The sequence below is a fragment of the Lacinutrix algicola genome (genome assembly GCF_001418085.1).
Lineage (GTDB): Bacteria > Bacteroidota > Bacteroidia > Flavobacteriales > Flavobacteriaceae > Lacinutrix > Lacinutrix algicola.
Genome location: NZ_LIQH01000036.1, coordinates 157,279 through 182,564, shown reverse-complemented (window position 1 = coordinate 182,564; position 25,286 = coordinate 157,279). Strand labels below are relative to the sequence as shown.

22 protein-coding genes are annotated in these 25,286 nt (G+C 32.4%); 12 read left to right on the top strand and 10 right to left on the bottom strand.

Going from position 1 to position 25,286, the window contains the following annotated elements; all coding sequences use genetic code 11:
• Nucleotides 1–13: 13 nt before the first annotated feature.
• The 7 genes from ASC41_RS09225 to ASC41_RS09195 all read right to left on the bottom strand — a co-directional run bounded on the left by ASC41_RS09225 (nt 14) and on the right by ASC41_RS09195 (nt 4,445).
• Nucleotides 14–679, bottom strand: coding sequence for a peroxiredoxin-like family protein (locus ASC41_RS09225; protein WP_055436347.1), 666 nt, complete (start codon nt 677–679; stop codon nt 14–16).
• Between the two features lie 27 nt (nt 680–706).
• Complete coding sequence (locus tag ASC41_RS09220; RefSeq protein WP_055436346.1) at nt 707–1,363, bottom strand: DsbA family oxidoreductase; 657 nt, start codon at nt 1,361–1,363, stop codon at nt 707–709.
• A gap of 51 nt (nt 1,364–1,414) precedes the next feature.
• Nucleotides 1,415–2,086, bottom strand: a complete 672-nt coding sequence (locus tag ASC41_RS09215) for a hypothetical protein (RefSeq protein ID WP_055436345.1) — start codon at nt 2,084–2,086, stop codon at nt 1,415–1,417.
• 24 nt (nt 2,087–2,110) lie between these two features.
• Nucleotides 2,111–2,425: an EthD family reductase gene (locus ASC41_RS09210; protein ID WP_055436344.1), complete on the bottom strand. Its 315-nt coding sequence runs from the start codon at nt 2,423–2,425 to the stop codon at nt 2,111–2,113.
• Between the two features lie 84 nt (nt 2,426–2,509).
• Nucleotides 2,510–3,058 carry a carboxymuconolactone decarboxylase family protein gene (locus ASC41_RS09205; protein ID WP_055436343.1) on the bottom strand — a complete coding sequence of 183 codons (549 nt, stop codon included), beginning with the start codon at nt 3,056–3,058 and terminating at the stop codon, nt 2,510–2,512.
• Nucleotides 3,059–3,131: 73 nt separating this feature from the next.
• Nucleotides 3,132–3,695, bottom strand: a complete 564-nt coding sequence (locus ASC41_RS09200) for a TetR/AcrR family transcriptional regulator (RefSeq protein ID WP_055436342.1) — start codon at nt 3,693–3,695, stop codon at nt 3,132–3,134.
• Nucleotides 3,696–3,794: 99 nt separating this feature from the next.
• Nucleotides 3,795–4,445, bottom strand: coding sequence for a hypothetical protein (locus ASC41_RS09195; RefSeq protein ID WP_055436341.1), 651 nt, complete (start codon nt 4,443–4,445; stop codon nt 3,795–3,797).
• Nucleotides 4,446–4,549: 104 nt separating this feature from the next.
• Here ASC41_RS09195 and ASC41_RS09190 point away from each other — a divergent pair, with 104 nt between their 5' ends.
• Nucleotides 4,550–5,878: an aspartate kinase gene (locus ASC41_RS09190; RefSeq protein ID WP_055436340.1), complete on the top strand. Its 1,329-nt coding sequence runs from the start codon at nt 4,550–4,552 to the stop codon at nt 5,876–5,878.
• 179 nt (nt 5,879–6,057) lie between these two features.
• Here ASC41_RS09190 and ASC41_RS09185 read toward each other — a convergent pair whose 3' ends face one another.
• Together ASC41_RS09185 and ASC41_RS09180 are read right to left on the bottom strand one after the other, a co-directional pair.
• Complete coding sequence (locus ASC41_RS09185) at nt 6,058–6,690, bottom strand: hypothetical protein (protein WP_055436339.1); 633 nt, start codon at nt 6,688–6,690, stop codon at nt 6,058–6,060.
• Nucleotides 6,691–6,855: 165 nt separating this feature from the next.
• A complete protein-coding gene (locus tag ASC41_RS09180; protein ID WP_055436338.1) occupies nt 6,856–8,148 on the bottom strand; it encodes an aminopeptidase P family protein in 1,293 nt (430 codons plus the stop codon).
• Between the two features lie 183 nt (nt 8,149–8,331).
• Between ASC41_RS09180 and ASC41_RS09175 the strand changes: the two genes are divergently transcribed.
• The 9 genes from ASC41_RS09175 to ASC41_RS09135 all read left to right on the top strand — a co-directional run bounded on the left by ASC41_RS09175 (nt 8,332) and on the right by ASC41_RS09135 (nt 21,186).
• Nucleotides 8,332–11,172 carry a WD40/YVTN/BNR-like repeat-containing protein gene (locus ASC41_RS09175; RefSeq protein WP_083477177.1) on the top strand — a complete coding sequence of 947 codons (2,841 nt, stop codon included), beginning with the start codon at nt 8,332–8,334 and terminating at the stop codon, nt 11,170–11,172.
• 57 nt (nt 11,173–11,229) lie between these two features.
• On the top strand, nt 11,230–12,906 hold the full coding sequence (locus tag ASC41_RS09170) for an alpha/beta hydrolase-fold protein (RefSeq protein WP_055436337.1): 1,677 nt from the start codon (nt 11,230–11,232) through the stop codon (nt 12,904–12,906).
• A gap of 112 nt (nt 12,907–13,018) precedes the next feature.
• Nucleotides 13,019–13,705, top strand: coding sequence for a succinate dehydrogenase cytochrome b subunit (locus ASC41_RS09165; RefSeq protein WP_055436336.1), 687 nt, complete (start codon nt 13,019–13,021; stop codon nt 13,703–13,705).
• Nucleotides 13,706–13,719: 14 nt separating this feature from the next.
• Nucleotides 13,720–15,732, top strand: a complete 2,013-nt coding sequence (locus ASC41_RS09160; protein ID WP_055436335.1) for a fumarate reductase/succinate dehydrogenase flavoprotein subunit — start codon at nt 13,720–13,722, stop codon at nt 15,730–15,732.
• Nucleotides 15,733–15,746: 14 nt separating this feature from the next.
• Nucleotides 15,747–16,493, top strand: a complete 747-nt coding sequence (locus ASC41_RS09155; RefSeq protein ID WP_055436378.1) for a succinate dehydrogenase/fumarate reductase iron-sulfur subunit — start codon at nt 15,747–15,749, stop codon at nt 16,491–16,493.
• A 108-nt stretch (nt 16,494–16,601) separates the two neighbouring features.
• Nucleotides 16,602–17,537, top strand: coding sequence for a M28 family peptidase (locus ASC41_RS09150; protein WP_083477176.1), 936 nt, complete (start codon nt 16,602–16,604; stop codon nt 17,535–17,537).
• Nucleotides 17,538–17,541: 4 nt separating this feature from the next.
• Nucleotides 17,542–19,311 (top strand): MutS-related protein, encoded by a 1,770-nt coding sequence (locus tag ASC41_RS09145; RefSeq protein ID WP_055436334.1) that lies wholly within the window; start codon nt 17,542–17,544, stop codon nt 19,309–19,311.
• A gap of 292 nt (nt 19,312–19,603) precedes the next feature.
• A complete protein-coding gene (locus ASC41_RS09140) occupies nt 19,604–20,380 on the top strand; it encodes a sensor histidine kinase (RefSeq protein WP_241489645.1) in 777 nt (258 codons plus the stop codon).
• 110 nt (nt 20,381–20,490) lie between these two features.
• Nucleotides 20,491–21,186 (top strand): LytR/AlgR family response regulator transcription factor, encoded by a 696-nt coding sequence (locus ASC41_RS09135; RefSeq protein ID WP_055436333.1) that lies wholly within the window; start codon nt 20,491–20,493, stop codon nt 21,184–21,186.
• A 98-nt stretch (nt 21,187–21,284) separates the two neighbouring features.
• On the opposite strand, the gene ASC41_RS09130 is transcribed toward ASC41_RS09135, so the two are convergent.
• Nucleotides 21,285–23,375 carry a S46 family peptidase gene (locus tag ASC41_RS09130; RefSeq protein WP_055436332.1) on the bottom strand — a complete coding sequence of 697 codons (2,091 nt, stop codon included), beginning with the start codon at nt 23,373–23,375 and terminating at the stop codon, nt 21,285–21,287.
• A gap of 91 nt (nt 23,376–23,466) precedes the next feature.
• On the opposite strand from ASC41_RS09130, the gene ASC41_RS09125 reads away from it, so the two are divergent.
• A complete protein-coding gene (locus ASC41_RS09125; protein ID WP_055436331.1) occupies nt 23,467–24,609 on the top strand; it encodes a methionine aminotransferase in 1,143 nt (380 codons plus the stop codon).
• Between the two features lie 67 nt (nt 24,610–24,676).
• The gene (locus ASC41_RS09120) at nt 24,677–25,285 is read left to right on the top strand and encodes a hypothetical protein (protein WP_055436330.1); all 609 of its coding nucleotides are present in this window, start codon (nt 24,677–24,679) and stop codon (nt 25,283–25,285) included.
• Nucleotide 25,286 lies beyond the last annotated feature (1 nt).

Sequence of the window (25,286 nt, the reverse complement as noted above, 5' to 3'; positions counted from 1 at the left end):
TAATAAAAATACATTATTTTAATTTACGTAAAGCAGATAATATTTCTAAAGGTTCAGCACGCGCTGTATAATCTGCATCTAAAAAAGCATACGTAATAATTCCGTTAGTGTCAATAACATAAGTTGCGGCTAAAGGTAAGGTGTTACTAGCGTCTCCATTTACTTTGTTTAACCCAAAACCAGCATTATACATAGAAGCAACATCGTCTGTTAATGTGTAAACTACACCGTATTCTTTGCCAATTGCATTGCCAATATCACTCAATACAGTAAATTCTAAATTGTTTTTTTCTGAAGTACTCAAAGAGTTATCAGGCAATTCTGGAGTTAAAGCCAAAAGTGTAGCACCTTCATTTTTAAACTCTGGTAATTTTTCTTGTAAAGCGTGTAATGTTATATTGCAATATGGACACCAACCACCTCTGTACCATGTTAAAACCACAGGTCCGTTTTTAAGCTCGTCGTTTAAAGTAACAGTTTCGTTTAGAGCATTTTTTAAAGTGAAGTTAGGCGCTTTGTCTCCAACATTTAATGCCGCATCTAAGACTCCAGAATTGGCAACACTAGAAATTCCGTCTGCATATATCTGTTTCTTTACATCTGAGAATTTGGCAGCACCTGCTTGACGGACTTCATCTAACAAAACGTCTAATGCTCCTGTGTTTTTATTGTTGTTCATGTGTTGTGTGTTAAGCAATCGATTATATTAAACCGATTGTTGTTCTTTAATTAATTCGTTTAAAACTTGCTTAAAAGTATCTACAGGTTGCGCTCCTGTAACGGCACTTTTACGATTAAAAACAATAGTTGGTACAGAGTTTACACCCATATTTTTCCAATAGTCTTGTTTGGTTCTTACTTCTAAACGTGCATCTTCACTATCTAATTTAGCTAAGGCTTCGTCTGCATTTAAACCAACACTTAAAAGAGTTTCTTTTAAAATATCTTTTTTAGACACATCTTTTCTATCGCTAAAAAACGCTTTAGTCAATGCCATTTTTAATTCGGTTTGTTTTCCGAAATCTTTAGCATATTCTAATAAAACGTGAGCATCAAAAGTGTTTACCATACGCATGTCATCAAAATAATCAAATTTAAAACCGAGTTCCTCACCAGCTTCCGTCATCATTTGCTTCGATTCGTTTTGTTGCTCTGTAGTAGAACCGTATTTTTCTGTAATATGCTCGTTTACATTTTGACCTTCAGCAGGCATATTCGGGTTTAACTCAAACGGTTGCCATTCTAAATCAATTTGATCTTCAATACCAAGTTCTTGGATTGCTTTTTCTAAACGTTTGTATCCAATGGTACACCAAGGACATACAACATCTGAAACAATATCTATTTTTAATTTATTAGCCATAACTTTATTTTTTAAATGAATTTTATATTGATTTCCATAACGCTAATCCACTTATTTACTGATTAGATTAGTGTTTAGAAAGTTGTTTTCTTTTTGTTGATCTTCTGTAATTGTATCTATTGACACAAGATTTAAAACCATAGAATTAACGATTCTACTTTTGCTTAAATCTTCCTTTATAATTAAAGCTTTATGAAAAAGACCTAATGTATTTGCATTAGATTTTGGACTACTATTATTAATTATAACAATAGAATAATGATCGTTATCTACAGATTTTATTTTTGAAAGGAAAGGTTTTAATACGTCCTCGTCACCTTTAAAAACAGGTGTAAATTTATTAAAATAATCTTTAGGCGTTTTATATGCTTTATTAGCGTAGGCATGATAATCTACCAAATGCAATTCACTTTTAATATCACTAGGTTCGTAACCCAGCATTAGTATAGATTGCTCTGCAGCATTGTCTACGTGAAAAGGAGTATTTACTTGTTGGTCAAAACGTACAAGCCAATGATAGCTTAGTTTTTTATTGAATTTTGAAACACTAAGTTTTGAGAATTCTTTTTTTAGATCTATCATAATAGACCTAAATTGATAAGGTGTTATTTCTTTTTTACTGAAAACTAGATGCATAAAGCCAAGAGCCTCAGTAGTAGTTCTAAAAACTGTAGAGAAGCTCTTTTCTGTTATATGTGTTATAGTTTCCTCTTTAATATTCATTAAAACACCATTTATGTTTCTGTTTTAAAAAGTAACCAATTCACTAATTTGAAGTACGCCTTGTACATTAGTGTAGTTTTCTATATCTGCAGCAAAAGTTTCGGCATGAGGCCCAAAAGACTCTTGAAAAGCGGTTACGCTATCAAATTTTAAATGTGCAATGGCTACGTAAGGTGCAGACTCTCCCGGAGTTCTGCTGGCCAATCCTAAATCTAATTCTAAACCTTTTAAAGCACTACCAAGCGCATCGATAATCATTGGTAAATGTTTTGTTTTATAATAGTCTGCATCAAACTGTACATCTTTACTGTTTGGATACATTACGGATACTTTTATCATAATCTATTTTTTTAATTAATAAACCTTCCTCAAAATAGGAGGAAGGTTTACAGCTATTAATCTGTAGTTAAAGGGACTACATTTTTATTTTTTCCAAGCAAATTTTTGGAAAGCTTCATCTACAGGTGTGTTTGCGATGTGGTTTGTGTAATTACTAATTACTTTTTGAGATAATCCTAAAATAATCTCTAATACTTGTTGCTCGCCATATCCAGCTGCGTAAAATGCTTCTAAATTTGCTTGAGAAACGTTACCACGGTTACGAACTATAGATAAGGTCATAGTACGAAGTGCTTCTAATTTAGAATCTGCTAGAGGTGTTTCGTTACGTAACGCTTCCGTAATAGAATCGTTAACTTTCATCATTTTAGCAATACCAGTATGTGCAGGTACACAGTAATGACAAGCGTGCTCTACGTTAATTGTTTGCCATACTACAGTAAGCTCATCATTATTAAAAGATGTTTCTGTAAATAATTGGTGTAAATCTTGGTATGCTTTTAATATTTGAGGTGACGCAGCTAATACACCGTGTAAACCAGGAATCATTCCGTATGCTTTTTGAGAATTTTCTAATAATGGTTTTGCTTCAGTTGGAGCAGACTCGATGTTGTGAATTTTTAAAGTTGTCATAATTTTTCTTTTTTTAATATTTATGTTAATCTTATCTAAACATTCGTTTAGTTATTATTTAAAAAAAATGATTTTAAATGGTTTTAAAAATCATTTCTATATAATCTTCTATTTCTTGTTTTGTGTTTACCCTTGATGCAGCAGCTAAACCATGCTTTGCTAAAAGTAAATAGTTAGCTTGTTTTAATATAGTGGCGTCATCTTTATTAGAGTTTAATGCTAACTTTTGGATAATAATTTCTTTTAAATTAGTCATAAACGCGTTCATTTGTGTTTTTACTAATTCATCTTCAGTTTCAGAAAACTCATTGTAAGTATTTGTTACTAAACAGCCTTTTACATTGTCGCTTTTAAAACTAGAACTTACAGAATCTTGAAAAAATTGTTTGATATCTTCAACACCTTGTGTTCCGTTTTTTAATTTTTCTAAAGTCACACTAACTTTTGCTTTGTATTGTTTTAAGCTTTCTAAAAATAAGCCATGTTTACTTTCAAAGCTAGAGTAGATGGAAAATTTATTAATGCCCATCGCGTCCTCTAACATCTGCATTGATGTGTTTTCATAGCCATTACGCCAAAACAATTGCATTGCCTTAGCAACAACTTCCTCCTCTATATATTGTTTTTTTCTTGCCATTATTTCTAATTACAATACAAAACTAAACAATCGGTTAGATATAATAATAGATTTTAACATTTATTTATATTTATATCCTGATTTTTAAAAGTGTATATTTTAATTGTTTAACTTTTTTATGGCTGAGAAGGCCTTGTCTACACTGTGGTCTTCAACTAAAACGGTAAATTCATTTGTAGTAGAAATAACTTCGTAAAGAGAAATGCCTTCCCAAGCAAAACGCTTAAATATTTGATAATACAAGCCAGATATTTTAGAATTGTTTTCTGGCAATCGAATACTAATAGCAGATAGGTTTTCGTGTAAACCAATCATTTCTTCGTTTTTAAAATGCGTTTGTGTTTTTGTTTTTTCGGAAGCCGAAATCACCATATTACTTTCATAAATACCTCGCGAAAAGCCATAAAAAGCATTACTATCTATGGTTTCTAAAAGCTTAGTATGACTATTAATAAGCGTTTTAGAGTTTTTAAAAGTAAAATCAACCAAGTTGGAGCGTACGGTAATATCTCCTAAATTTTTTAAAACGGACTTTAACTGATTAGAATGTCTTAAGTCCTTTGGAGGATTGTAACGGCGTAAAGCCATCATTATCGCTCCAGTTTTTACAGGTTTGCGTAGCATAGCACCAATAGGCGCTTGTAGCTCTTCGGCTAAAGCCGAAAAATTAATAATACTACGCGATAAAGCTTCTTCAAGAAAAGGTTGTGTAACTAATATCTCTTCTACACAGGTTGCAATGGTTTTCATTTTGTTAATTATTTAACAATTTGTGCAAAAGTATAACAATTTTTTCATTTCTATGGTTGTTAAATGCTTGCGAAGTAGTTTAGCTTTATAAAACTAAAAACAAAATGTTAGTATTAAAATTTGGAGGTACATCGGTTGGGTCTATAGAGAACATGATAAATGTTAAAAATATTATTAACGATGGCGAAAAAAAGGTTGTTGTGTTATCGGCAATGTCTGGTACTACAAATGCTTTGGTTAAAATTTCGGAATACATTAAAAATGGAAATGTAGATGAGGCATTGATTGTTATCGATGCACTTAGAACTAACTATAATAGCACGATTAAAACCTTTATTATTAATAAAGACTTATATAAAACCGCTTTTGTATACGTAAACGATGTGTTTAATACGCTAGAAGCATTAGTAAATAAGCGATTTGATACTTTATTGTATAATCAAATTGTAGCTCAAGGCGAATTGTTATCTACATTTATTTTTACTCATTATTTACTACAAGAAGGCATAAATGCATCATTATTACCTGCTTTAGATTTTATGCGAATTGATAAAACTAACGAACCAGATAACTATTATATACAACAGAATTTGAACAGAATCATGGCTGAAACACCAGATTCTGAAATATACATTACACAAGGTTTTATTAGTCGTGATGCTGAAGGGAATATTGCAAATTTACAACGCGGCGGAAGCGATTATACTGCAACTATAATTGGTGCTGTTTTAAAAGCTGAAGAAGTACAGATTTGGACAGATATTGATGGTTTTCATAATAACGATCCACGTTTTGTAGAAAACACAACAGCAATCTCTAATTTATCTTTTGATGAGTCTGCTGAGTTGGCTTATTTTGGAGCTAAAATTTTACACCCACAAACCGTAATGCCTGTAAGTGTATTTGATATTCCTGTGCGATTAAAAAACACAATGGATCCTGAAGCGCATGGTACATTAATAACCAATCAAGTTCATGGAGAAGGTATTAAAGCTATTGCTGCTAAAGATGGTATTACGGCTATAAAAATAAAGTCGGTTAGAATGTTACTGGCTCATGGTTTCTTGAAAAAAGTCTTTGAAATTTTCGAGCGTTACGAAACCGCTATAGACATGATTACAACTTCGGAAATTGCTGTGTCTTTAACAATTGACGATACTAGACATTTAGAAGCTATTGTAAACGAACTTAATAAATTTGCAGTAGTTGAGGTTGACGATTATATGAGTATTGTGTGTTTGGTTGGAAATGAAATAATTTTCCATACGGATACGCCTAACTTATTCCAGATTTTACAAGATGTGAGCGTAAGAATGATCTCTTACGGCGGAAGTAATAATAATATTTCGTTATTAATAAATACTAGCGATAAAATTGAAACGCTACAGAAGTTACAACGTTACGTTTTTGAGAATAGTGGTGTTTTGGTTTAATAACAATAAAAGCGAGCTTTTGGGTTCGCTTTTTTTGTTTCGTTTAACGGTTTGTGTATGATTAGTAGAGTGTTTAAGCACCTAGTTTAGCAAATAAAAACCGAATAGAAAATCCGCGAGGACTTTCGTAAGTAGGCTAGAAACTAGCAATTAATTATAAATGTTGTTGGCAGTAGTTTTTATTTGAGTTCTTTTGATTCATTTCCGTAGTAACTCATTTGACTATATGGAGATGGTTCATATCTCCTTAAAGGTGTTTTTAACGGTTTACTTTGATGTCCAATAGCAAAACCCATTTTGTATCCTAGGTTGTCAATTGTCGTAAGATAAACATTATCGTATTCATCATCTGATGTGGGAATGTAAAGCATAACTTTTTTGTTGGCTATTGCCCCTTTTACCCAATTATCATTCGTTTTGGTAGTTGCCCAAGCTGTAATAATTGGTTCGTAAATGATATCGTGTGGATATTTCAAATAGTTCAGAAAGACACAAAATGTGTCAAAACTTACATTATAAGGGAACGTAAGAACATATTCCTGAATTTTTATACAAGTTAAATTTGTAATTAATTTTGAATTCCCATTTTGGTTATAGAAGTTACAAAACTGATTAATAGCCTTTTCAAGTTGTATGGCTGAAACATTTCTGATAATTACTAATTTATCATTAACGTTTTCAGCATTGATATCATTTTTTGCAGAGAATTTTGACTTTGATTTTTCTTTTTTGTCTGGACCAACGATTATTGCCATAATAATTAGACCTACTATAATTATTGTAAATATAATTAGTATATTGTTGTTAATCATAGTTTTATAAAATTACTACCAATGTTTTCTTAATATAAAATCATTTCAGCGTTTTATATCATAAGTCAAACGAAGTTCGACTATTTATATTAAAAACTCAAGTTTCAAGAAACAAAAAAAGCGAGCCTATTAAGCTCGCTTTTTTTTTCTATATAATAAAAGAGTTTATTTATTCATCAAACTCTCAATCTCTTCAACTTCAATCGGGATATCACGCATTAAATTAAAAGGTGCTCCAGTTTTTTGGATAACCACATCGTCTTCTAATCTAATACCAAAACCTTCATCTGGAATATAAATTCCAGGCTCTACAGTAAATACATTATTTGCTTGCATAGGCTCAGTTAAAATACCGTAATCATGCGTGTCTAATCCCATGTGGTGAGACGTTCCGTGCATAAAGTATTTTTTGTATGCTGGCCAATCTGGGTTTTCATTTTTAACATCAGCTTTATCAAGTAAGCCTAAGCCTAAAAGTTCGCTAGTCATTAATTTACCAACTTCAACATGGTAATCTGCCCAAATAGTTCCAGGAACTAACATTTTTGTAGCATCATTTTTTACTCTTAAAACAGCATTGTAAACCGCTTTTTGTCTGTCGTTAAACTTACCAGAAACAGGAATAGTACGCGTCATATCACTTGCGTAATTTGCGTATTTAGCACCAGCATCAATTAATATTAAATCACCAGCTTTGCACTCTTGATTATTCTCTATATAATGTAAAACGTTAGCGTTGTTTCCAGAACCTACAATTGGAGTGTATGCAAAACCATCAGAACGGTTGTTTAAAAATTCGTGCATAAACTCAGCTTCAATGTTATATTCCATAACACCAGGCTTAACAAAATTTAAAACACGTCTAAAACCTTTGTTAGTAATATCGCAAGCCGTCTGGATTAAGTCTAATTCTATCTGGTCTTTTACAGAACGTAAACGCTGTAAAATTGGGTTACTTTTTGCAACACTGTGCGCAGGATATTTGTTTTTTATCCATGTAGTAAAACGGTCTTCTCTAGTTTCCGTTTCTACATTTGCTCTGTAGTGCTCGTTTGTATTTATGTAAACAGTTTCAGCTTGTGTCATCATTTCAAACACTACTTTTTCTAAATCTTGTAACCAGTAAACAGTTTTAATTCCGCTAGTTGCTAATGCTGCATCTTTAGTTAATTTTTCACCTTCCCAAACAGCAATATGTTCGTTAGTTTCTTTTAAAAATAAAACTTCTCTGTTTTTAGGATTCGGACAATCTGGAAAAAGCACCAAAATACTTTCTTCTTGATCTACGCCACTTAAATAAAAGATATCTCTATGCTGCTCAAAAGGCATTGTGCTATCTGCACTAATAGGATAAATATCGTTAGAGTTAAAAAACGCAATACTTTTAGGCTTCATTTGAGCACCAAAGTTTTTACGGTTTTTTATAAAAAGGGCAGAATCTATTTTGTTGTATTTCATGAAGAAATTTATTTATTCATTCCCATAAAAGAATGGGAATGATATTAATATTATTTGAATTTTATTTTCCGTCAAGCGGAAATACTTAGCAAGTGTAAAAATAACATTTTATTGGTTAAAAGCATTTCTGTTTTGCTCAGATTTAACATAATCGTTACCTTCAAACTTTTAAAAATATATATTATGAAATTCAATATTTTTTTAGCTTTATCTTTTTTGGTTATTCTTAAAACCGAAGCACAACAACCTCAAATAAATGCCGAAGCTGTACAACAAGCACTTCAGCAAAAAGCAGTGTTGCAAAAGGAGTCTTTAGTAAAAAATGTCCCTTTTAAAAATATTGGACCAACAGTAATGAGTGGTCGTGTTGTAGATTTAGCAGTAAACCCAGAAAATCCTGCAGAGTTTTATGCTGGTTATGCTTCTGGAGGTGTGTGGCACACTATAAATAATGGTACCACTTTTACACCAATTCTAGACAGTGCGCAAACGCAAAATGTAGGCGATATTGCTGTAGATTGGAACACGCGAACAATTTGGGTGGGTACAGGAGAAAATAACGCTTCTCGATCGTCTTATTCGGGAATTGGTATTTTAAAGTCTACTAATAATGGCGAAACTTGGGAGCATGTAGGTTTGCCAAACTCTCAGCATATTGGTCGTATTTTAATCAATCCAAATAATGTAAACGAAGTTGTAATAGGAGTTACTGGTGCTTTGTATTCCAAATCTGAAGACAGAGGCATTTATAAAACTAAAGATGGCGGAAAAACGTGGAGCAAAAACTTATTTGTAGATAATGTAAGTGGTATTATAGATGTGCAACATGCACCAAATAACTACAATGTTATGTTTGCTTCGTCTTGGACTAAAAACAGAAAAGCATGGAATTTTGATGGTAGCGGAAATAATTCGGCCATCTATAAAAGTACAGATGCTGGAGAAACTTGGGAAAAAGTATCTACAGAAAATAGTGGTTTTCCAACAGGAAATGGTGTTGGTAGAATAGGATTGGCAATGTACAATGATACTACTATTTATGCACTGCACGATAGTCAGTTTAGGAGACCTTCCGAAGGAAAAAAAGAAGAAACAAGAGGTTTTAAAAAAGAAGATTTTAAAACGATGAGTACTCAAGATTTTTTAAGTCTTGAAGATAAAAAATTGAATGCCTTTTTAAAAACAAATGGTTTTCAAGAAAAGTATAGAGCCGAAAACGTAAAACAAATGGTACGTAGCGGAAACGTAAAACCAATAGATTTAGCGCATTATTTAGAAGATGCTAATTCTATGTTGTTTGATACGCCTGTAATAGGAGCTGAGGTTTACAAAAGTACAGATGGTGGTAAAACGTGGCAGAAAACACACGACGATTATTTAGACGATTTGTATTATAGTTATGGGTATTACTTTGGTGAAATTAGAGTAGATACACAGAATGTAGATGGGATTTACGTAATGGGAGTGCCGATTTTAAAATCTAAAGATGGCGGAAAAACCTTTACATCTATTAGTAAAGAGAATGTACATGCAGATCATCAAGCACTTTGGGTAAATCCTAAAAAATCTGGACACTTAGTAAATGGTAACGATGGTGGTGTAAATATAAGTTACGATGATGGTGAAAACTGGATAAAAAACAACTCGCCAGCAGTTGGGCAATTTTATGCTATAAATGTAGATAACCAAGAGCCTTACCGTGTGTATGGTGGTTTGCAGGATAATGGTGTTTGGGTTGGTGCACATAATGCGCCAGAAGATAAAAGATGGCACCAAACCGGTATGTATCCTTGGGAGTCTTTAATGGGAGGCGATGGTATGCAAATTGAGATTGATAATCGTAATTCGGATATTGTGTACACAGGTTATCAATTTGGTAATTATTATAGAATTAATAGAGAAACAGGTGAACAAAAATACATTCAGCCAAAGCATGAATTAGGAGAGACACCTTACCGTTTTAATTGGCAAACACCTATTCATTTATCAAAACACAATCAAGATATTTTATATTTAGGAGGCAATAAATTAATGCGTTCTATGGATAAAGGAGATACTTGGAAGTCAATTTCTCCAGATTTAACGCAAGGCGGAAAAAAAGGAAATGTAGCTTACGGTACTTTAACTACAATTAGCGAATCGGCTTTCGAGTTTGGTTTAATGTACACAGGAAGTGACGACGGACTAATACAAGTAACTAAAAACGCTGGAGACACATGGGATAATATTAGTAATGGTTTGCCTAAGGATTTGTGGGTGACTAGAGTTATTGCTTCAAAACATAAAAAGGAACGTGTTTATGTTACTTTAAACGGTTACCGATTTGATGATTTTTCAACTTACGTTTATGTTTCAGACAACTACGGACAAACATGGAAGTCTATTGCGTCAAATATTCCTACTTCGCCAGTTAATGTAATTAAAGAGGATTTTGTAAATGAAGAACTACTGTATTTAGGTACAGATAATGGAGTTTACGTTAGTTTTAATAGCGGACAATCTTGGGAGGCTTTTTCTAACGGATTACCAACGGTAGCAGTACACGATATTGTAATGCACGAAGGGAGTAACGATTTGTTAATTGCAACACACGGAAGAAGTATTTACAAAACCAATGTCGAGCCGCTTCAAAAAATGAATGCGAGTTTAAAAAACAATACAATTACAATTTTTGAAACCGAAAAAATAAGAGCTAACGGACGTTGGGGAAATAGCTGGAGTAAATGGATGCAGCCTTATGAGCCTTCAACGCAGATTAAGTTTTATGCTAATAATTCTGGCAAAAAAACGATTGAAATTAAAAGTGATAAAAACTCAGTTTTACAAACGATAGAAGTCGATGTTGATAAAGGTTTTAATTATGTTGATTACGATTTAACAATTTCAGAAAAAGGAAGAAAAAAACTATTAAAAGAGAATACTACAATAGACATTAATAAGGCTAAAAACGATAAGTATTATCTCCCAAAAGGAAGTTATTTAATTTCTATAGAAAATGTTACTAAAGGTTTGGAGGTCGAATAGTTTTAAAACTGTAACAATAGAGGAATAAATCTATCCTTAATAATAAATATATTTATTATGAAGACATTGTTTATTGGTTTTGCTTTTTGTTTCGTGATGTTTGGCTGTGCTAAACAACAATCTTACACATCAATTATTGAAACGGCTCAAGAGTTGTCTCTAGATAAAGATTCTACGGTACATATAAAAGCACTTCAGCTTTACGAAAAAGCATTTGCTAAATATCCAGATAGCATAGACGACTATTCGGTTTACGAAGCGAGTGTTGTTGCTAGTGGTATAAATGACTTTGATAAAGCTTTTAAATACCTAAAGCCAATAGCAGAGCTTGAAGAAGATATGTTTGGTTATCCTGGTTGGGATTATATTTTAGGTGAATATGCTGAAGGTGATTATAAAAACCTAATGCAAGAGGATCGATGGGTAGCGTTAAAAGAAAAAGCGATACTGGATAAAAAGCTGTTTTTTGAAAAATTAAAAACGGATGAAGCTGAATTTTTTAGCGCTAAAAAAGGTGCAGAGATAAGTGGTTTTGAAACTCCCGAATTGTATGAATACCTCAAATCATCAAACAATTATTTGCCTAAGCAAAAGCAGGATTATTCCATTTCATTTAAAATAAACGATACAACAAGTACTTCTTATTTTGTGCATTTGCCTAAGAATTATAATCCTGAAAAGAAACACGCTGTATTGTTTTATTTACATGGAGCGGTTAGAGGTAATGTGCTTTCAGAGTTTGAAACAAAACTCAATTTAATTTACGATAATGCTAGATATACTAAAAGAGCAGAAGCTGATAATGTTATTTTAGTTTTTCCGAAAGGTGATAAGAATTTTAATTGGATGGTTGGAGATGATGGTTTTTTTATGATTCCAGAAATGGTAAATCAACTTAAAACGGCATTAAATATAGACGATAATAGAATTCACATTTCAGGGCATTCTAATGGAGCAACCGGTTCTTTTTCATACTTGGTAAAGCAGCCAACTCAATTTGCAGGCTTTTATGGTTTTAATACACATCCAAAAGTGTATACAGGTGGCACTTTTATAGAAAATGTGTTATCACGTTCTTATATTAATTTTTCTACAGACCAAGATTATTACTATCCGCCAAATGCAAACGACAGTTTAAATAAGTTAATGGTATCTCTAAATGTCGATTATAAAGATTATCGCTATAATGGTTTTCCGCATTGGTTTCCGGCTTTCGAAGCCTCTGAACCAGCTTACGATATTTTATTTAAAGATCTTGTTAGTAGAAAAAGGAATCCTTTTCCAAAAGATATTCAATGGGAGTTTGATGACAATAATTATGGAGCTTTAGATTGGATTGCAAATGCAAAATTAGATACGCTTCAGCCTAAAAAAGAATGGCAAAAAACCTTGAATTTTGATATTAACAAATGGTTTAAGCTTACCGATAATGATAGCTTAGTAGAAGTTGAGGTTAATGAGAAAGCATTCGATTTTCCAAGGCAATCAGGAAAAATAAAAGCAAGTTATAGTAATAACGAATTTAGGTTAGAAACTTCAAGAATTAAATCGATAAATATTAATATTTCGCCAGAAATGGTAGATTTAAATAAAGCAATAAAAGTATATGTAAATGGGAAGCTTTATTTTAATAATAAACTAACTTATAATGCACCTTTTATGATGCGCAATTTTAATCGATTTAGAGATAGGAATCAGCTTTGGATTAATTTTATACCTGTAGAAATAGATTAGATATTATCTAAAGTAAACTCATTCTAAATAAATTTTTAAAAACTAGTAAAACTTGTTTGACTAAGCATGGCTTAGTATATTTGTATATATTATAATCAAACTATAAAAAATAATGAGCGGAATTTTAAATTCTTCAATAGGAAGAAAGTTTGCGATGGCACTTTCAGCACTCTTTCTAATGTTTTTTTTACTTCAACATTTTTCAATAAACATACTTTCGGTATTTAGTCCTGAGACTTTTAACGATGTTTCTCATTTTATGGGAACTTTTCCGTTAGTACAATATGTATTGCAACCGGTATTAATTTTCGGTGTTGTTTTTCATTTTGTAATGGGATTTGTTTTAGAAATTAAAAACAACAAGGCAAGACGAATTAGTTATGCAAAAAACAATGGAGGAGCAAATTCTTCTTGGATGAGTAGAAACATGATTTGGAGTGGTGCTGCAATTTTAGCATTTGTTTGTCTTCATTTTTACGATTTCTGGTTTCCAGAAATAAACACAAAGTTTATTGTTGGTGATATGTCTGGTCTTATAGATCCAAACAACGCAGAGAGTGGGTTTAGATACTACGAAGAGCTACAACATAAATTTGTAGATTTATGGAGAGTTGTACTTTATGTAGTTGCATTTGTATTCTTAGCATTACACTTACTACACGGTTTCGATTCGGCTTTTCAGTCTGTTGGAGCAAATAACAAATACACAAAAGGGTTAAAAAGATTTAGTAAAATTTATGCAATTGGGATTCCATTAGGATTCATCTTTATTGCTGTTTTTCACTTTTTAAACCACTAAAAAATATAGTTACTATGAGTTTAGATTCAAAAGTACCTCAAGGTCCAATTAAAGATAAATGGACAGATTATAAAAATCATATCGACTTAGTAAACCCTGCAAACAAACGTAACATAGATGTTATTGTTGTTGGTACAGGATTAGCTGGTGGATCGGCTGCTGCTACTTTAGCAGAGCTTGGATATAACGTAAAAGCTTTTTGCTTTCAAGATTCTCCAAGACGTGCACACTCTATTGCAGCGCAAGGAGGAATAAACGCAGCAAAAAATTACCAAGGAGATGGTGATTCTACTTACAGATTATTTTACGATACTGTAAAAGGTGGAGATTACCGTTCTCGTGAAGCTAATGTATATCGTTTAGCTGAGGTGTCTGCGAATATTATCGATCAATGTGTTGCTCAAGGTGTTCCTTTTGCAAGAGAATATGGTGGATTATTAGATAACCGTTCGTTTGGTGGAGTATTAGTATCTCGTACTTTTTACGCAGCAGGACAAACAGGACAACAATTATTATTAGGAGCTTATTCTGCTATGAACCGTCAAATCGGTCGTGGAAAAATCAAAATGTACAACCGTCACGAAATGTTAGACGTTGTTAAGGTTGATGGAAAAGCTCGAGGCATTATAACACGTAACTTAATTACTGGAGAAGTAGAACGTCACTCGGCTCACGCTGTAGTTCTTGGAACTGGTGGTTATGGTAACGTATTTTTCTTATCGACTAACGCGATGGGATCTAATGTAACAGCAGGTTGGAAAGCGCATAAAAAAGGTGCTTATTTTGCAAACCCTTGTTACACACAAATTCACCCAACATGTATTCCTGTTTCTGGAGATCATCAGTCTAAATTAACATTGATGTCTGAGTCTTTAAGAAATGATGGACGTATTTGGGTACCAAAACACATGAAAGATGTTGAGGCTATTAAATCTGGTGCATTAAAGCCTAGAGAATTAGCTGAAGACGATAGAGATTATTACTTAGAGCGTCGCTATCCTGCATTTGGAAACTTAGTACCTCGTGATGTTGCCTCTCGTGCAGCAAAAGAACGTTGTGATGCTGGTTTTGGAGTTAATGCAACAGGAGAAGCTGTATTCTTAGATTTTGCTTCGGCAATTCAACGTTACGGTAAGGAAACGGCTCACGTTAAAGGTTTAGACGAAAATGATGCTGCTCTTGTTAAAAAATTAGGACAAGAAGTAATCAAAAATAAATACGGAAACTTATTCCAAATGTATGAGAAGATCGTAGATCAAGATCCATACAACACACCAATGATGATTTATCCAGCAGTACACTACACAATGGGTGGTGTTTGGGTTGATTATAACTTAATGACAACTGTTCCTGGTTTATACTGTATTGGAGAGGCAAACTTCTCTGATCATGGTGCAAACAGACTTGGTGCTTCGGCATTAATGCAAGGTTTAGCAGATGGTTATTTTGTATTACCATATACTATTGGTGATTATTTATCTCACGATATTAGAACAGGACCAATTTCTACAGATTCGAAAGAATTTGAAGAAGCTGAAAACGATGTTAGAAAACAATTAGAATTCTTTGTAACGAATAAAGGATCTCACTCTGTAGATTATTTCCATAAGAAATTAGGGAAAATCATGTGGAACAAAGTAGGGATGTCTAGAAATGTAAAAGGTTTAACGGAAGCTATTGCTGAAATTAAAGCGTTAAGAGAAGAATTTTGGAAAGAAGTAAAAGTGCCTGGAACTAACGAAGAATACAACGAAGAATTAGCGAAAGCTGGTCGTGTTGCAGATTTCTTAGAATTAGGAGAATTATTCGCTAAAGATGCTTTAAACAGAGAAGAATCTTGTGGAGGACACTTTAGAGAGGATGCAGTAGAGTTAGATGGTGAGCAAAAAGGAGAAGCAAAACGTAACGATGAAGATTTCGCATATGTTTCTGCTTGGGAATATAAAGGAGAACCTAGCGACGCTGTGTTACACAAGGAAGAATTAGAGTTCAAGGATATTGAATTAAAACAAAGATCATACAAATAAGGAAAGCTATGGATATGAATTTAACGTTAAAAATTTGGCGTCAAAAAAACGCTAGTGATAAAGGAAGTATGGTTGATTATAAAGTCAGCGATATTTCTCCAGATATGTCTTTCCTTGAAATGTTAGATGTTTTAAACGAACAATTAATTAATAACGATGAAGAGCCAGTAGCTTTCGATCACGATTGTCGTGAAGGAATTTGCGGAATGTGTTCTTTATATATTAATGGAGAAGCTCATGGACCAGATCGTGGTGTAACAACATGTCAGTTACACATGCGTATGTTTAAAGATGGAGATACTATTACTATCGAACCCTTTAGAGCAACTGCATTTCCAGTAGTAAAAGATTTAATTGTAGATAGAAGTTCTTTCGATCGTATTCAACATGCAGGAGGATTTATTTCTGTAAATACATCAGGAAATACTATCGATGCTAATGCAACTCCAATTAACAAAGAAGATGCAGACGATGCTTTTTCAGCAGCAACTTGTATTGGTTGTGGTGCTTGTGTAGCGTCTTGTAAAAACTCATCGGCAATGTTATTTGTTGGAGCAAAAGTATCTCAGTTTGCATTATTACCACAAGGTAAAATTGAAGCTACAGATCGTGTATTAAACATGGTTAAGCAAATGGACGACGAAGGTTTTGGTAACTGTACTAACACTGGAGCTTGTGAAGTTGAATGCCCTAAAGGAATTTCTTTAGAGAATATTGCACGTATGAACCGTGAGTATTTAGCAGCTAGCTTAAAAGGATAATAAGGACAGGAATGTTACTCATCGCATTAGCGAAGAGTCTTAAATAATTAAAAACCCAAGCCAATCGCTTGGGTTTTTTTGTTAGCTTTACCTATAATTATTTTTACTATGAAAAGAACATATCCACTATATATATTAGCATTAGGTATCTCGCTTGTAAGTTGTAAAACACAAACAGCAGAGACACCAAAAAAGGTTCAGAATATAACTCCAATAGCGAATTATTCATATTCAACTAAAACCTTACTTAAAAACATTAAAACGTTATCTTCTGATGCTTTTGAAGGAAGAAGAACGGGAACTGAAGGTGCAAAAAAAGCTAAAGATTATATTATTAAAGCTTTCAAAAAAGAAGATGTAAAACCTTTAGGATTAGATTTTGGTCAGCCATTTACTTTTGGTAAATATGACGCTGAAAATATTTTAGGATTAATTGAAGGTACAGAACATACAAATAAGTATATAGTTTTATCGGCACATTACGATCACGAAGGAGTAAAAGGCGGAAAGATATATAATGGTGCAGACGATGATGCTTCAGGTATAAGTGCATTAGTCGCTTTCGCGGAATACTTCCAGAAAAACCCACCAAAGCATAATGTTATTTTAGCTGCTTTCGATGGTGAAGAATTAGGTTTAAAAGGCGCTTATCATTTTGTGAACGATAACGTTATTCAGCAAAGAAATATAGTTTTAAACTTAAATATGGATATGATTAGCCGAAGCGATAGAAACGAACTCTTCGCAGTGGGCTCAAGATATTATCCACATTTAAAACCAACAATAGAAAACTTTAAGGATTTAGGTAAAGTAGATTTACTAATTGGTCACGAAGGATTGGGTGATGGAGATAACTGGACTAATTCTAGTGATCACGCTGCGTTTCATAAAGCAGATATTCCTTTTATCTATTTTGGAGTTGCGGATCATGAAGATTACCACAAACCAACTGATGATTTTGAAAGAATTGATAACCAATTTTACCAGGACGCAGTAGAAACAATTATTCAAGTTTTTACAAAATTTGATGCTATAGAATTATAAAAAAATGCAAGATTCAACTCAATATTATCAACAACAACTCGAAACTTATAAGGCAGAGGTTTCAAAATTACATAAGCAACTTACAGTTTTAAGTACTGCTAGACTATTAGCTTTTATAGCTACAATTGTAGTTGTTTATTTTACGTTTAGTAATTGGCAAATAGCTTTAGGATGTGGTTTAATTGGTGTGTTTGTGTTTCTGTTTTTATTATCCAAACACACTGCTTTAAAGTCTGAATATGCTTTAAAAAAAGCATTACTTGCTATAAATGAAGAAGAACTGAAAATTGGTTCTGGTGACTTTTTTGATAGAAATGAAGGCTTAGAATTTCAAGATCCGCTTCATAATTATGCTTTAGATATCGATTTGTTTGGTCGTGGTTCTTTCTTTCAATTTATAAACAGAACAGCAACAAAAATCGGAGCTTTAGCTTTATCAAATGTGCTTAAGGCTAACAATATTTTAAACATAGAACAAAGGCAGGAGGCAATAAAAGAATTGTCTGCAAAGCCAAAATGGAGACAGCAATTTCAGGCTACTGCAAACTTGATAAAAGTAGAAACAAAACCAGACCAAATTGTTTCTTGGTTACACAAACACAAATCGTTTTTGCCTAAAGTTTTAAAGCGATTGCCTATAGTATTTGTTGGTGTTTCAGCATTGCTACTTATTTTAGGTATTACAAAAATAATTTCTATAGAATTTTTTGGGTATTGGTTATTAATAGGGCTAGCGGTTACTGGCAAGTATCTAAAAAAAATTAACGATTTAGCTTCAAATACAGACAAAATTCGTGATACGTTTAGACAATATGCTCAGCTTTTAAATGCTATCGAAAACGAAAATTTTACTTCAGAAATACTTCAAAAGAAACAAAGCGACATTCAATTAGAAGGTAAAAAGGCATCAGCTATTTTAACCGATTTGTCTAAGACAATGGATGCTTTAGATAATAGAAACAATCTTATTTCTGCTATTTTTGGAAATGGTTATTTTCTAACAGATATAAAAAATAGTTTTGCTATCGAGCAATGGATTGAAATGTATCATGATAAAGTGGAAGATTGGTTTGAAGTGGTTACCTTTTTCGATGCTTATAACAGTTTAGGAAACTACGCTTTTAATCATAAAGAGTATGTGTATTCTAAAATTTTGGAAGCTGGTAAAAAAACAACAGTAATAGAATTAGGCCATCCTTTATTAAAAACAGAGAAACGTGTAGATAACGATTTTAATATAGAAACCGAACAGTTTTTTATTATCACAGGTGCTAATATGGCTGGAAAAAGTACGTTTTTAAGAACGGTTTCTTTACATATTGTTATGGCTAACATTGGATTGCCTGTTTGCGCAAAATCTAGTGAGTATGTTCCTGTAAAACTAATTACAAGCATGCGTACAAGCGATTCTTTAACAGATGATAGTTCATATTTCTTTTCGGAATTAACACGTTTAAAATACATTGTAGATGCTATTAAAACGGATAGTTACTTTATTATTTTAGATGAAATTTTAAAAGGTACTAACAGTACAGATAAAGCAATAGGGTCTCGCAAATTTGTGGAGAAGTTAGTAGCAAGTAACGCTACAGGGATAATTGCTACGCACGATTTAAGTCTTTGCGAAATTGAAAAAGAATTAGAAGAGGTTAAAAACCATTATTTCGATGCGCAGATTATTGACGATGAGTTGTATTTCGATTATACCTTTAAAAAAGGAATTTGTCAGAATATGAATGCTAGTTTTCTGTTGAAGAAGATGGAGATTGTTTAGAAAGAGTTCTTAAAGATGCTGTTTGCATCATTAAATGTGGTTTTTATACTCCCTTTTTTGACGGTTAAGCCAATTCTAAGTACATTTCAATTGTGAAACAATTCTTCTTTAAAAAACACGGCTCGCAACTATTGGTACACATCCTATTTTGGATGCTTTTTGTGTTTGTGTCGTTATCCATTTTTTCTAAGTATTACTGGAAAGAGAATCCGTTTTTACAGTATTTATCAATACTTGTTGTTATTGTTTATGCTAATAACTTCGTGTTGTTGCCTTTTATTGTTAAGAAAAAATGGTACATACCTTATGTGTTTGTATTCGCTATAATTTCTTTTTTGCAACACAATTGTATTGTAATGTATTTGCACAATGTGGTTGTTCGATAATGAAATGCCTTAGTGATTACCTATGGCAAACCTTGGTTCCATTAATATTTTTCTCTTTTGTTTGGGTCTTGTATCGTTTTATTGATAAGCAAGCCGAAGTGGAGCATGTGAAAAAAGAGCATGCAGAGATGGAGTTAAAATTCTTGAAGTCGCAAATAAATCCGCATGTGTTGTTTAATAATTTGAATACTATTTACTCGTATTCAATAGAAAAACCAGCAGAAACACCAGAGCTTATTTTAATGCTTTCAGATAATTTAAAACATGTGTTATACGAAAGTAATGCTAAAACTATTTCACTAGAAAAAGAACTTCAGTTTATAGATAATTATATCAAGTTTCAACGCATTAGAACAGAAGGTGTAAAACAGATTTTTTATAAAACGGAAGCCCATTCTAATAGTGTGAAAATTGCACCTTTATTATTAATTACGATAATAGAAAATGCCTTTAAACATAGTACATTAAATAGCGATATTTCTATTAGTATTATTGAAGAGAATGGTGTTTTAGAATGTGTGTGTAGTAACGATTACAATAAACAAAAAGTAAGTTCAACAGATTTTAAAATAGGCTTACAGAATTTAGAAAAACGATTGCAATTAATTTATAAAGACACTTATAGTTTCGATATTAAAAAAGCCGAACAGTTTGTTGTGACTCTAAAATTAAATTTGAAATAACTTTTCTGTCATTCCTGCGAAGGCAGGAATCCACAAGATAAAGAGATATAATTACAAATGGATTCCTGCCTTCGCAGGAATGACAAATAGAGGATTTAAAATAATAAACAATGACCTGTATAATAATAGAAGATGAAATTCCGGCTCAAAACATCCTAAAAAACTTTTTAAGGAAGCTGCCAAATGTGGAATTAAAAGGCGCTTTTCAGTCGGCTACCGAAGCACGTTCGTTTTTAAAAAATGAAACAGTAGATTTTGTTTTTTTAGATGTTAATTTGCCTGATATTTCAGGAATAGATTTTATTAAAACCATAAAAAATCCGCCTGCTATAATAATGACGACTGCATATCCTGATTATGCTGCAGAGAGTTTCTCTTTAGAAACAATTGTAGATTACTTAGTGAAGCCATTTTCGTTTGATCGGTTTTTAAAAGCTATTAATAAAACCGAAAAATTTAGTGACAAATCACAAAACACTTCCGAAGAAACCAATAGTGAAATCTTATTTTTAAACGTAGATAAGACACATCATAAAGTTATTGTAGATGATATTTTGTTTTTAGAAAGCGATAGAAATTATATTACAATAGTTACAAGAACACAAAAGTTATCTTATATAGATTCACTTAAAAGTTGGGTTGAAAAACTACCAGAAACCAATTTTATTCAAATTCATAAATCCTTTATTATAAACAGTAACTGTGTGGATAAAATAGCTGGTAACATTATTTATATTGGTAGTAACAAATTACCAATAGGAAGAAGCTTTAAGCAAGAGTTGCTAAAACGATTAAAGATTACTTAAGTTTAAATCGTACTTTTTATAGCTTGTAATCATATTTAAAAACAAAAAACTTCGTAAGAATAGTACTTACGAAGTTTTTTAATTTATTTAAAAAGAGTTTACTTCTTCTTAGGATGTACTAATTTCATCTCATCAATCAAACGAGTTGCACCTGCAAATTTATCTACAATAAATAGCACGTAACGTGCGTCTACCATTATGTTTCTACAAATTTCAGGATCGTAGTTCATATCACTCATTGTGCCTTCCCAAACTCTATCAAAGTTTAAACCAACAAGATTTCCGTGTGCATCAATAGCAGGACTTCCAGAGTTTCCACCTGTAGTATGGTTTGTTCCTAAAAAGCAAACAGGTACTTTTCCGTTTTTATCTGCATATTGTCCGTAATCTTTAGCTGCGTGTAAATCGCGTAATTTTTTTGGTACATCAAATTCGTAATCGCCAGGTACAAACTTCTCAATAACACCATCAAGGTAACTTACAGGCTCGTAGTAAACGGCATCTCTTGGAGCATAACCACGTACTTGACCGTAAGTAACACGCAATGTACTGTTAGCATCTGGAAAATAACGTGCATCTGGTAAAGCCACCATTAAGGCAGTCATGTACTTAGTTTGTAATGCTGTTATGACCTCATTTTTTTCTTGAAATTGAGGATCAATATTTTTGTAATAATCTTCAATAATTGGCTTAGCATATTTGTAAGCTGCATCTTTATTTAGCTTTTTTAATATGCTTTTTTGGTCACCTTTAAATAAAGCTAAAGTAGATTCTAAATTTGTAAAAGCTGTTTTATCGTAAATTGAAGCATCTACATTAGAAGTATACATTGGCATAACAGCCTTGTAAACACCTTTGTCTACAGTAACATCGTAATTTTTATGAATACCTTTTAAAATATCAACCGTTCCTGTTTTAGCACGCTCAAAAATATCTGGATTGCTCGTTATGGCAGCTTCCATTTGGTAAGCTCTAAACGTCATTTGCATTAACTCGTTAGTAACAATAAACACTTCAATAAAGTTTCTACGTTTAATATTTACATCAGCAAAATCCTTATAAAGGTTTTCAAATTCTGGTAAAATGCTTCCGTATTTGTTAACTAAATCTTTTGTTGTTAAAGCAGTGGTAAATTCAGCTTCAAATTTGCGACGTTCTGCTACTGCATTACTTTTCTCAATTCCTAAATTCTCGCCAATCCATTTTTTCCATGCATTTGCAATTCTTGCTTGCTTAGATGCGTATTTAATACGTACATCATCACTAGATTTCATTGCATTGTCAATTACTTTTAAAGCTGCTTCACGAATAGCAATATTACTTGGGTTAAAATCTTTTGTAATATGCTCGATAGCTACTGCTGGTAAATACTCGTTTGTACGTCCAGGAAAACCAAAAACAAGTGTAAAATCACCTTCTTCAATACCATCTAAAGAGATTGGTAAAAAGTGTTTTGGCTTGTATGGTTTGTTGTCTTTACTATATTTTGCTGGTTTATTATTAGCATCTGCATAAATTCTAAACATAGAAAAATCGCCAGTATGTCTTGGGAACACCCAATTGTCTGTATCACTACCAAATTTCCCAATGCTTGTTGGTGGTGCACCAACTAAACGAATATCTTCAAAACGTTCTGTTACAAATAGAAAGTACTGGTTACCATTGTAAAAAGATTTTACTTTAGTGTCTTGCCAATCCTCTTTAGTAGTTGCGCTTTCTGCTGCGTTACTGTTTTTGCTAATTTGAGATTGCTTCTCTTTTTCTGTCATAGCTTCAGTTACGCCAGATAGAACTTTAGACGTTACATCTTGAATGCTAACTATAAACTCTATGTATAAACCTTCGTTTGGTAATTCGTCTTCAAGATTCATTGCCCAAAAACCATCTTTTAAATAATCGTTTTCTAAAGATGAGTGCGATTGTATTTGACCAAAACCACAATGGTGATTGGTTAAAATTAATCCTTGATCACTAATAATTTCACTAGTACAACCTCCATTAAAGTGGCCAATTGCATCTTTTAAGCTAGAATTATTAACATCGTAAATATCTTTGGCTGTTAGTTTACTACCAAGATTTGTCATTTCGTCTTCGTTCATGCCTTCTAAAAGTGAAGGAATCCACATTCCGCCTTGCTGCGCCGAAACGTTAACTGTAATTAATAGTAAAATGAATTTTAAAAATTTCATAGTCGATTTGTTTTTTTGAATAGCCTCAAATATAAAAAATCGAGAACTAAAATTTGTTAAAATTCATCGAATTTCTAGTTATATTTAGGGTATGAAACATCTATCTAAGCTCCCTAATGTTGGGACAACTATATTTTCAGTAATGAGTGCTTTGGCGAATGAGCATAATGCTATTAATATGTCTCAAGGATTTCCTAATTTTAAAAGTGATTCAAAACTAATAGATTTAGTCTCGCAAGCCATGAATTCTGGTTTCAATCAGTATGCACCAATGCCTGGAAATATGGAATTACGCGAAGCCATTGCAAAGAAAATGGAGTTGTTGTACAATTCGACTTATAATCCTGAAACCGAAATAACGGTAACTGCCGGAGCAACGCAGGCTATTTATACTATAATTTCTACTTTTATAAGACCTAACGATGAAGTAATAATTTTTCGTCCAGCTTACGATTGTTACGAACCTGCAATAGAAATTAATGGCGGAAAAACCATTTCTATTCAATTAAATGCGCCACATTATAAAGTGAATTGGGAAGAAGTATCGACTCATTTTTCTTCAAAAACTAAAATGATTATTATAAATACACCACAAAACCCAAGTGGAAGTGTTTTTACTAAAGCCGATATGTTAGCACTTCAAAAACTAACAGAAAACACCAATTGCATTGTTTTGAGTGATGAAGTTTACGAGCATATTATTTATGATGGTCTCGAGCATGAAAGCGCTTGTAAGTTTCCGGGTTTAAAATCGAGAAGTTTTATAACAGCCTCTTTTGGTAAGACGTTTCACAATACAGGTTGGAAAGTTGGTTATTGTTGTGCTCCAAAAGAATTAATGGATGAGTTTAAAAAAGTGCATCAGTTTAATGTGTTCAGTGTAAATCATCCAACTCAAAAAGCATTAGCAGACTATTTAAAAGAACCGAATAACTATTTGGGACTTTCAGAATTCTATCAAACTAAAAGAGACTTGTTTTTAAGTCTAATTAAAGACTCTCGTTTTAAATATATTCCAGCAAAAGGAACGTATTTTCAAGTGTTAGATTTTTCTGAAATCACCAAAGAAAACGATGTCGATTTTGCAAAACGATTAACAATTAATCACGGTTTAGCTGCAATACCATTATCAGTTTTTAACGATAATAATAAGGATGATAAAGTATTGCGTTTTTGCTTTGCTAAAACAGACGATACATTAAAAAAAGCAGCAGAAATTATTAATAATATATAGCAATATTATTATTTGGCAATATATTTGATTATTCAATTTTAATTAAAAATTTTAAAATATATAAATAATGAAAAAAGTAATTTTACTAGCTTTCTTTTTAGGATTAAGCTTTACTATTAGTGCACAAGAAGTTTTAAGTAATGGTAAGACATACCAAGTTAAAAAGAGTAAAATTCTTTTAGATGGAGAGGATGTTTCTACTTCTTTTACTGAAGAAGAAAAAGCAGCCATTTTTGAACAAGCAAAGCAAGTTTCGGATGCTATTGAGTTAAAGGAAGGTGAGCTTAAGAAAATTAAGGATGAAGAAAAAAGAGTAGCGAAAGAATTAAAAGATGCTGAAAAAACAAAAGACAAAGAAGAAAAGAAAATAAAAGACGCTGAAAAGAAGGTTAAGAAAGATAAAGAGAAAACTGAGAAAGCGCTTAAAAAAGCCGAAAAGGAACGTAAAGCGATTACAAAAGAATTAAAAAAGAAGGAAAAAGCCGAAAACAAGGTGAAATCTGCCGAGAAGAGTTTAAGCAAAGCAAAAGACAAGTACGAGTCTCAAAATAAAAAATTCGAAAAGCTTAAAAGAAAAGGGAAACTTTCTCCAGACGATCATGAAAAATGGGAGAAGAAATTCGAAAAATTAAGAAGTAATATCACTAAAGCAGAAAAACGTTTAGAGAAACTTTAAT

Coding starts and splice junctions, on each gene's coding strand:
- ASC41_RS09225 (WP_055436347.1), bottom strand. CDS start 679: ATGAACAACAATAAAAACACAGGAGCATTAGACGTTTTGTTAGATGAA.
- ASC41_RS09220 (WP_055436346.1), bottom strand. CDS start 1,363: ATGGCTAATAAATTAAAAATAGATATTGTTTCAGATGTTGTATGTCCT.
- ASC41_RS09215 (WP_055436345.1), bottom strand. CDS start 2,086: ATGAATATTAAAGAGGAAACTATAACACATATAACAGAAAAGAGCTTC.
- ASC41_RS09210 (WP_055436344.1), bottom strand. CDS start 2,425: ATGATAAAAGTATCCGTAATGTATCCAAACAGTAAAGATGTACAGTTT.
- ASC41_RS09205 (WP_055436343.1), bottom strand. CDS start 3,058: ATGACAACTTTAAAAATTCACAACATCGAGTCTGCTCCAACTGAAGCA.
- ASC41_RS09200 (WP_055436342.1), bottom strand. CDS start 3,695: ATGGCAAGAAAAAAACAATATATAGAGGAGGAAGTTGTTGCTAAGGCA.
- ASC41_RS09195 (WP_055436341.1), bottom strand. CDS start 4,445: ATGAAAACCATTGCAACCTGTGTAGAAGAGATATTAGTTACACAACCT.
- ASC41_RS09190 (WP_055436340.1), top strand. CDS start 4,550: ATGTTAGTATTAAAATTTGGAGGTACATCGGTTGGGTCTATAGAGAAC.
- ASC41_RS09185 (WP_055436339.1), bottom strand. CDS start 6,690: ATGATTAACAACAATATACTAATTATATTTACAATAATTATAGTAGGT.
- ASC41_RS09180 (WP_055436338.1), bottom strand. CDS start 8,148: ATGAAATACAACAAAATAGATTCTGCCCTTTTTATAAAAAACCGTAAA.
- ASC41_RS09175 (WP_083477177.1), top strand. CDS start 8,332: ATGAAATTCAATATTTTTTTAGCTTTATCTTTTTTGGTTATTCTTAAA.
- ASC41_RS09170 (WP_055436337.1), top strand. CDS start 11,230: ATGAAGACATTGTTTATTGGTTTTGCTTTTTGTTTCGTGATGTTTGGC.
- ASC41_RS09165 (WP_055436336.1), top strand. CDS start 13,019: ATGAGCGGAATTTTAAATTCTTCAATAGGAAGAAAGTTTGCGATGGCA.
- ASC41_RS09160 (WP_055436335.1), top strand. CDS start 13,720: ATGAGTTTAGATTCAAAAGTACCTCAAGGTCCAATTAAAGATAAATGG.
- ASC41_RS09155 (WP_055436378.1), top strand. CDS start 15,747: ATGAATTTAACGTTAAAAATTTGGCGTCAAAAAAACGCTAGTGATAAA.
- ASC41_RS09150 (WP_083477176.1), top strand. CDS start 16,602: ATGAAAAGAACATATCCACTATATATATTAGCATTAGGTATCTCGCTT.
- ASC41_RS09145 (WP_055436334.1), top strand. CDS start 17,542: ATGCAAGATTCAACTCAATATTATCAACAACAACTCGAAACTTATAAG.
- ASC41_RS09140 (WP_241489645.1), top strand. CDS start 19,604: ATGGTACATACCTTATGTGTTTGTATTCGCTATAATTTCTTTTTTGCA.
- ASC41_RS09135 (WP_055436333.1), top strand. CDS start 20,491: ATGACCTGTATAATAATAGAAGATGAAATTCCGGCTCAAAACATCCTA.
- ASC41_RS09130 (WP_055436332.1), bottom strand. CDS start 23,375: ATGAAATTTTTAAAATTCATTTTACTATTAATTACAGTTAACGTTTCG.
- ASC41_RS09125 (WP_055436331.1), top strand. CDS start 23,467: ATGAAACATCTATCTAAGCTCCCTAATGTTGGGACAACTATATTTTCA.
- ASC41_RS09120 (WP_055436330.1), top strand. CDS start 24,677: ATGAAAAAAGTAATTTTACTAGCTTTCTTTTTAGGATTAAGCTTTACT.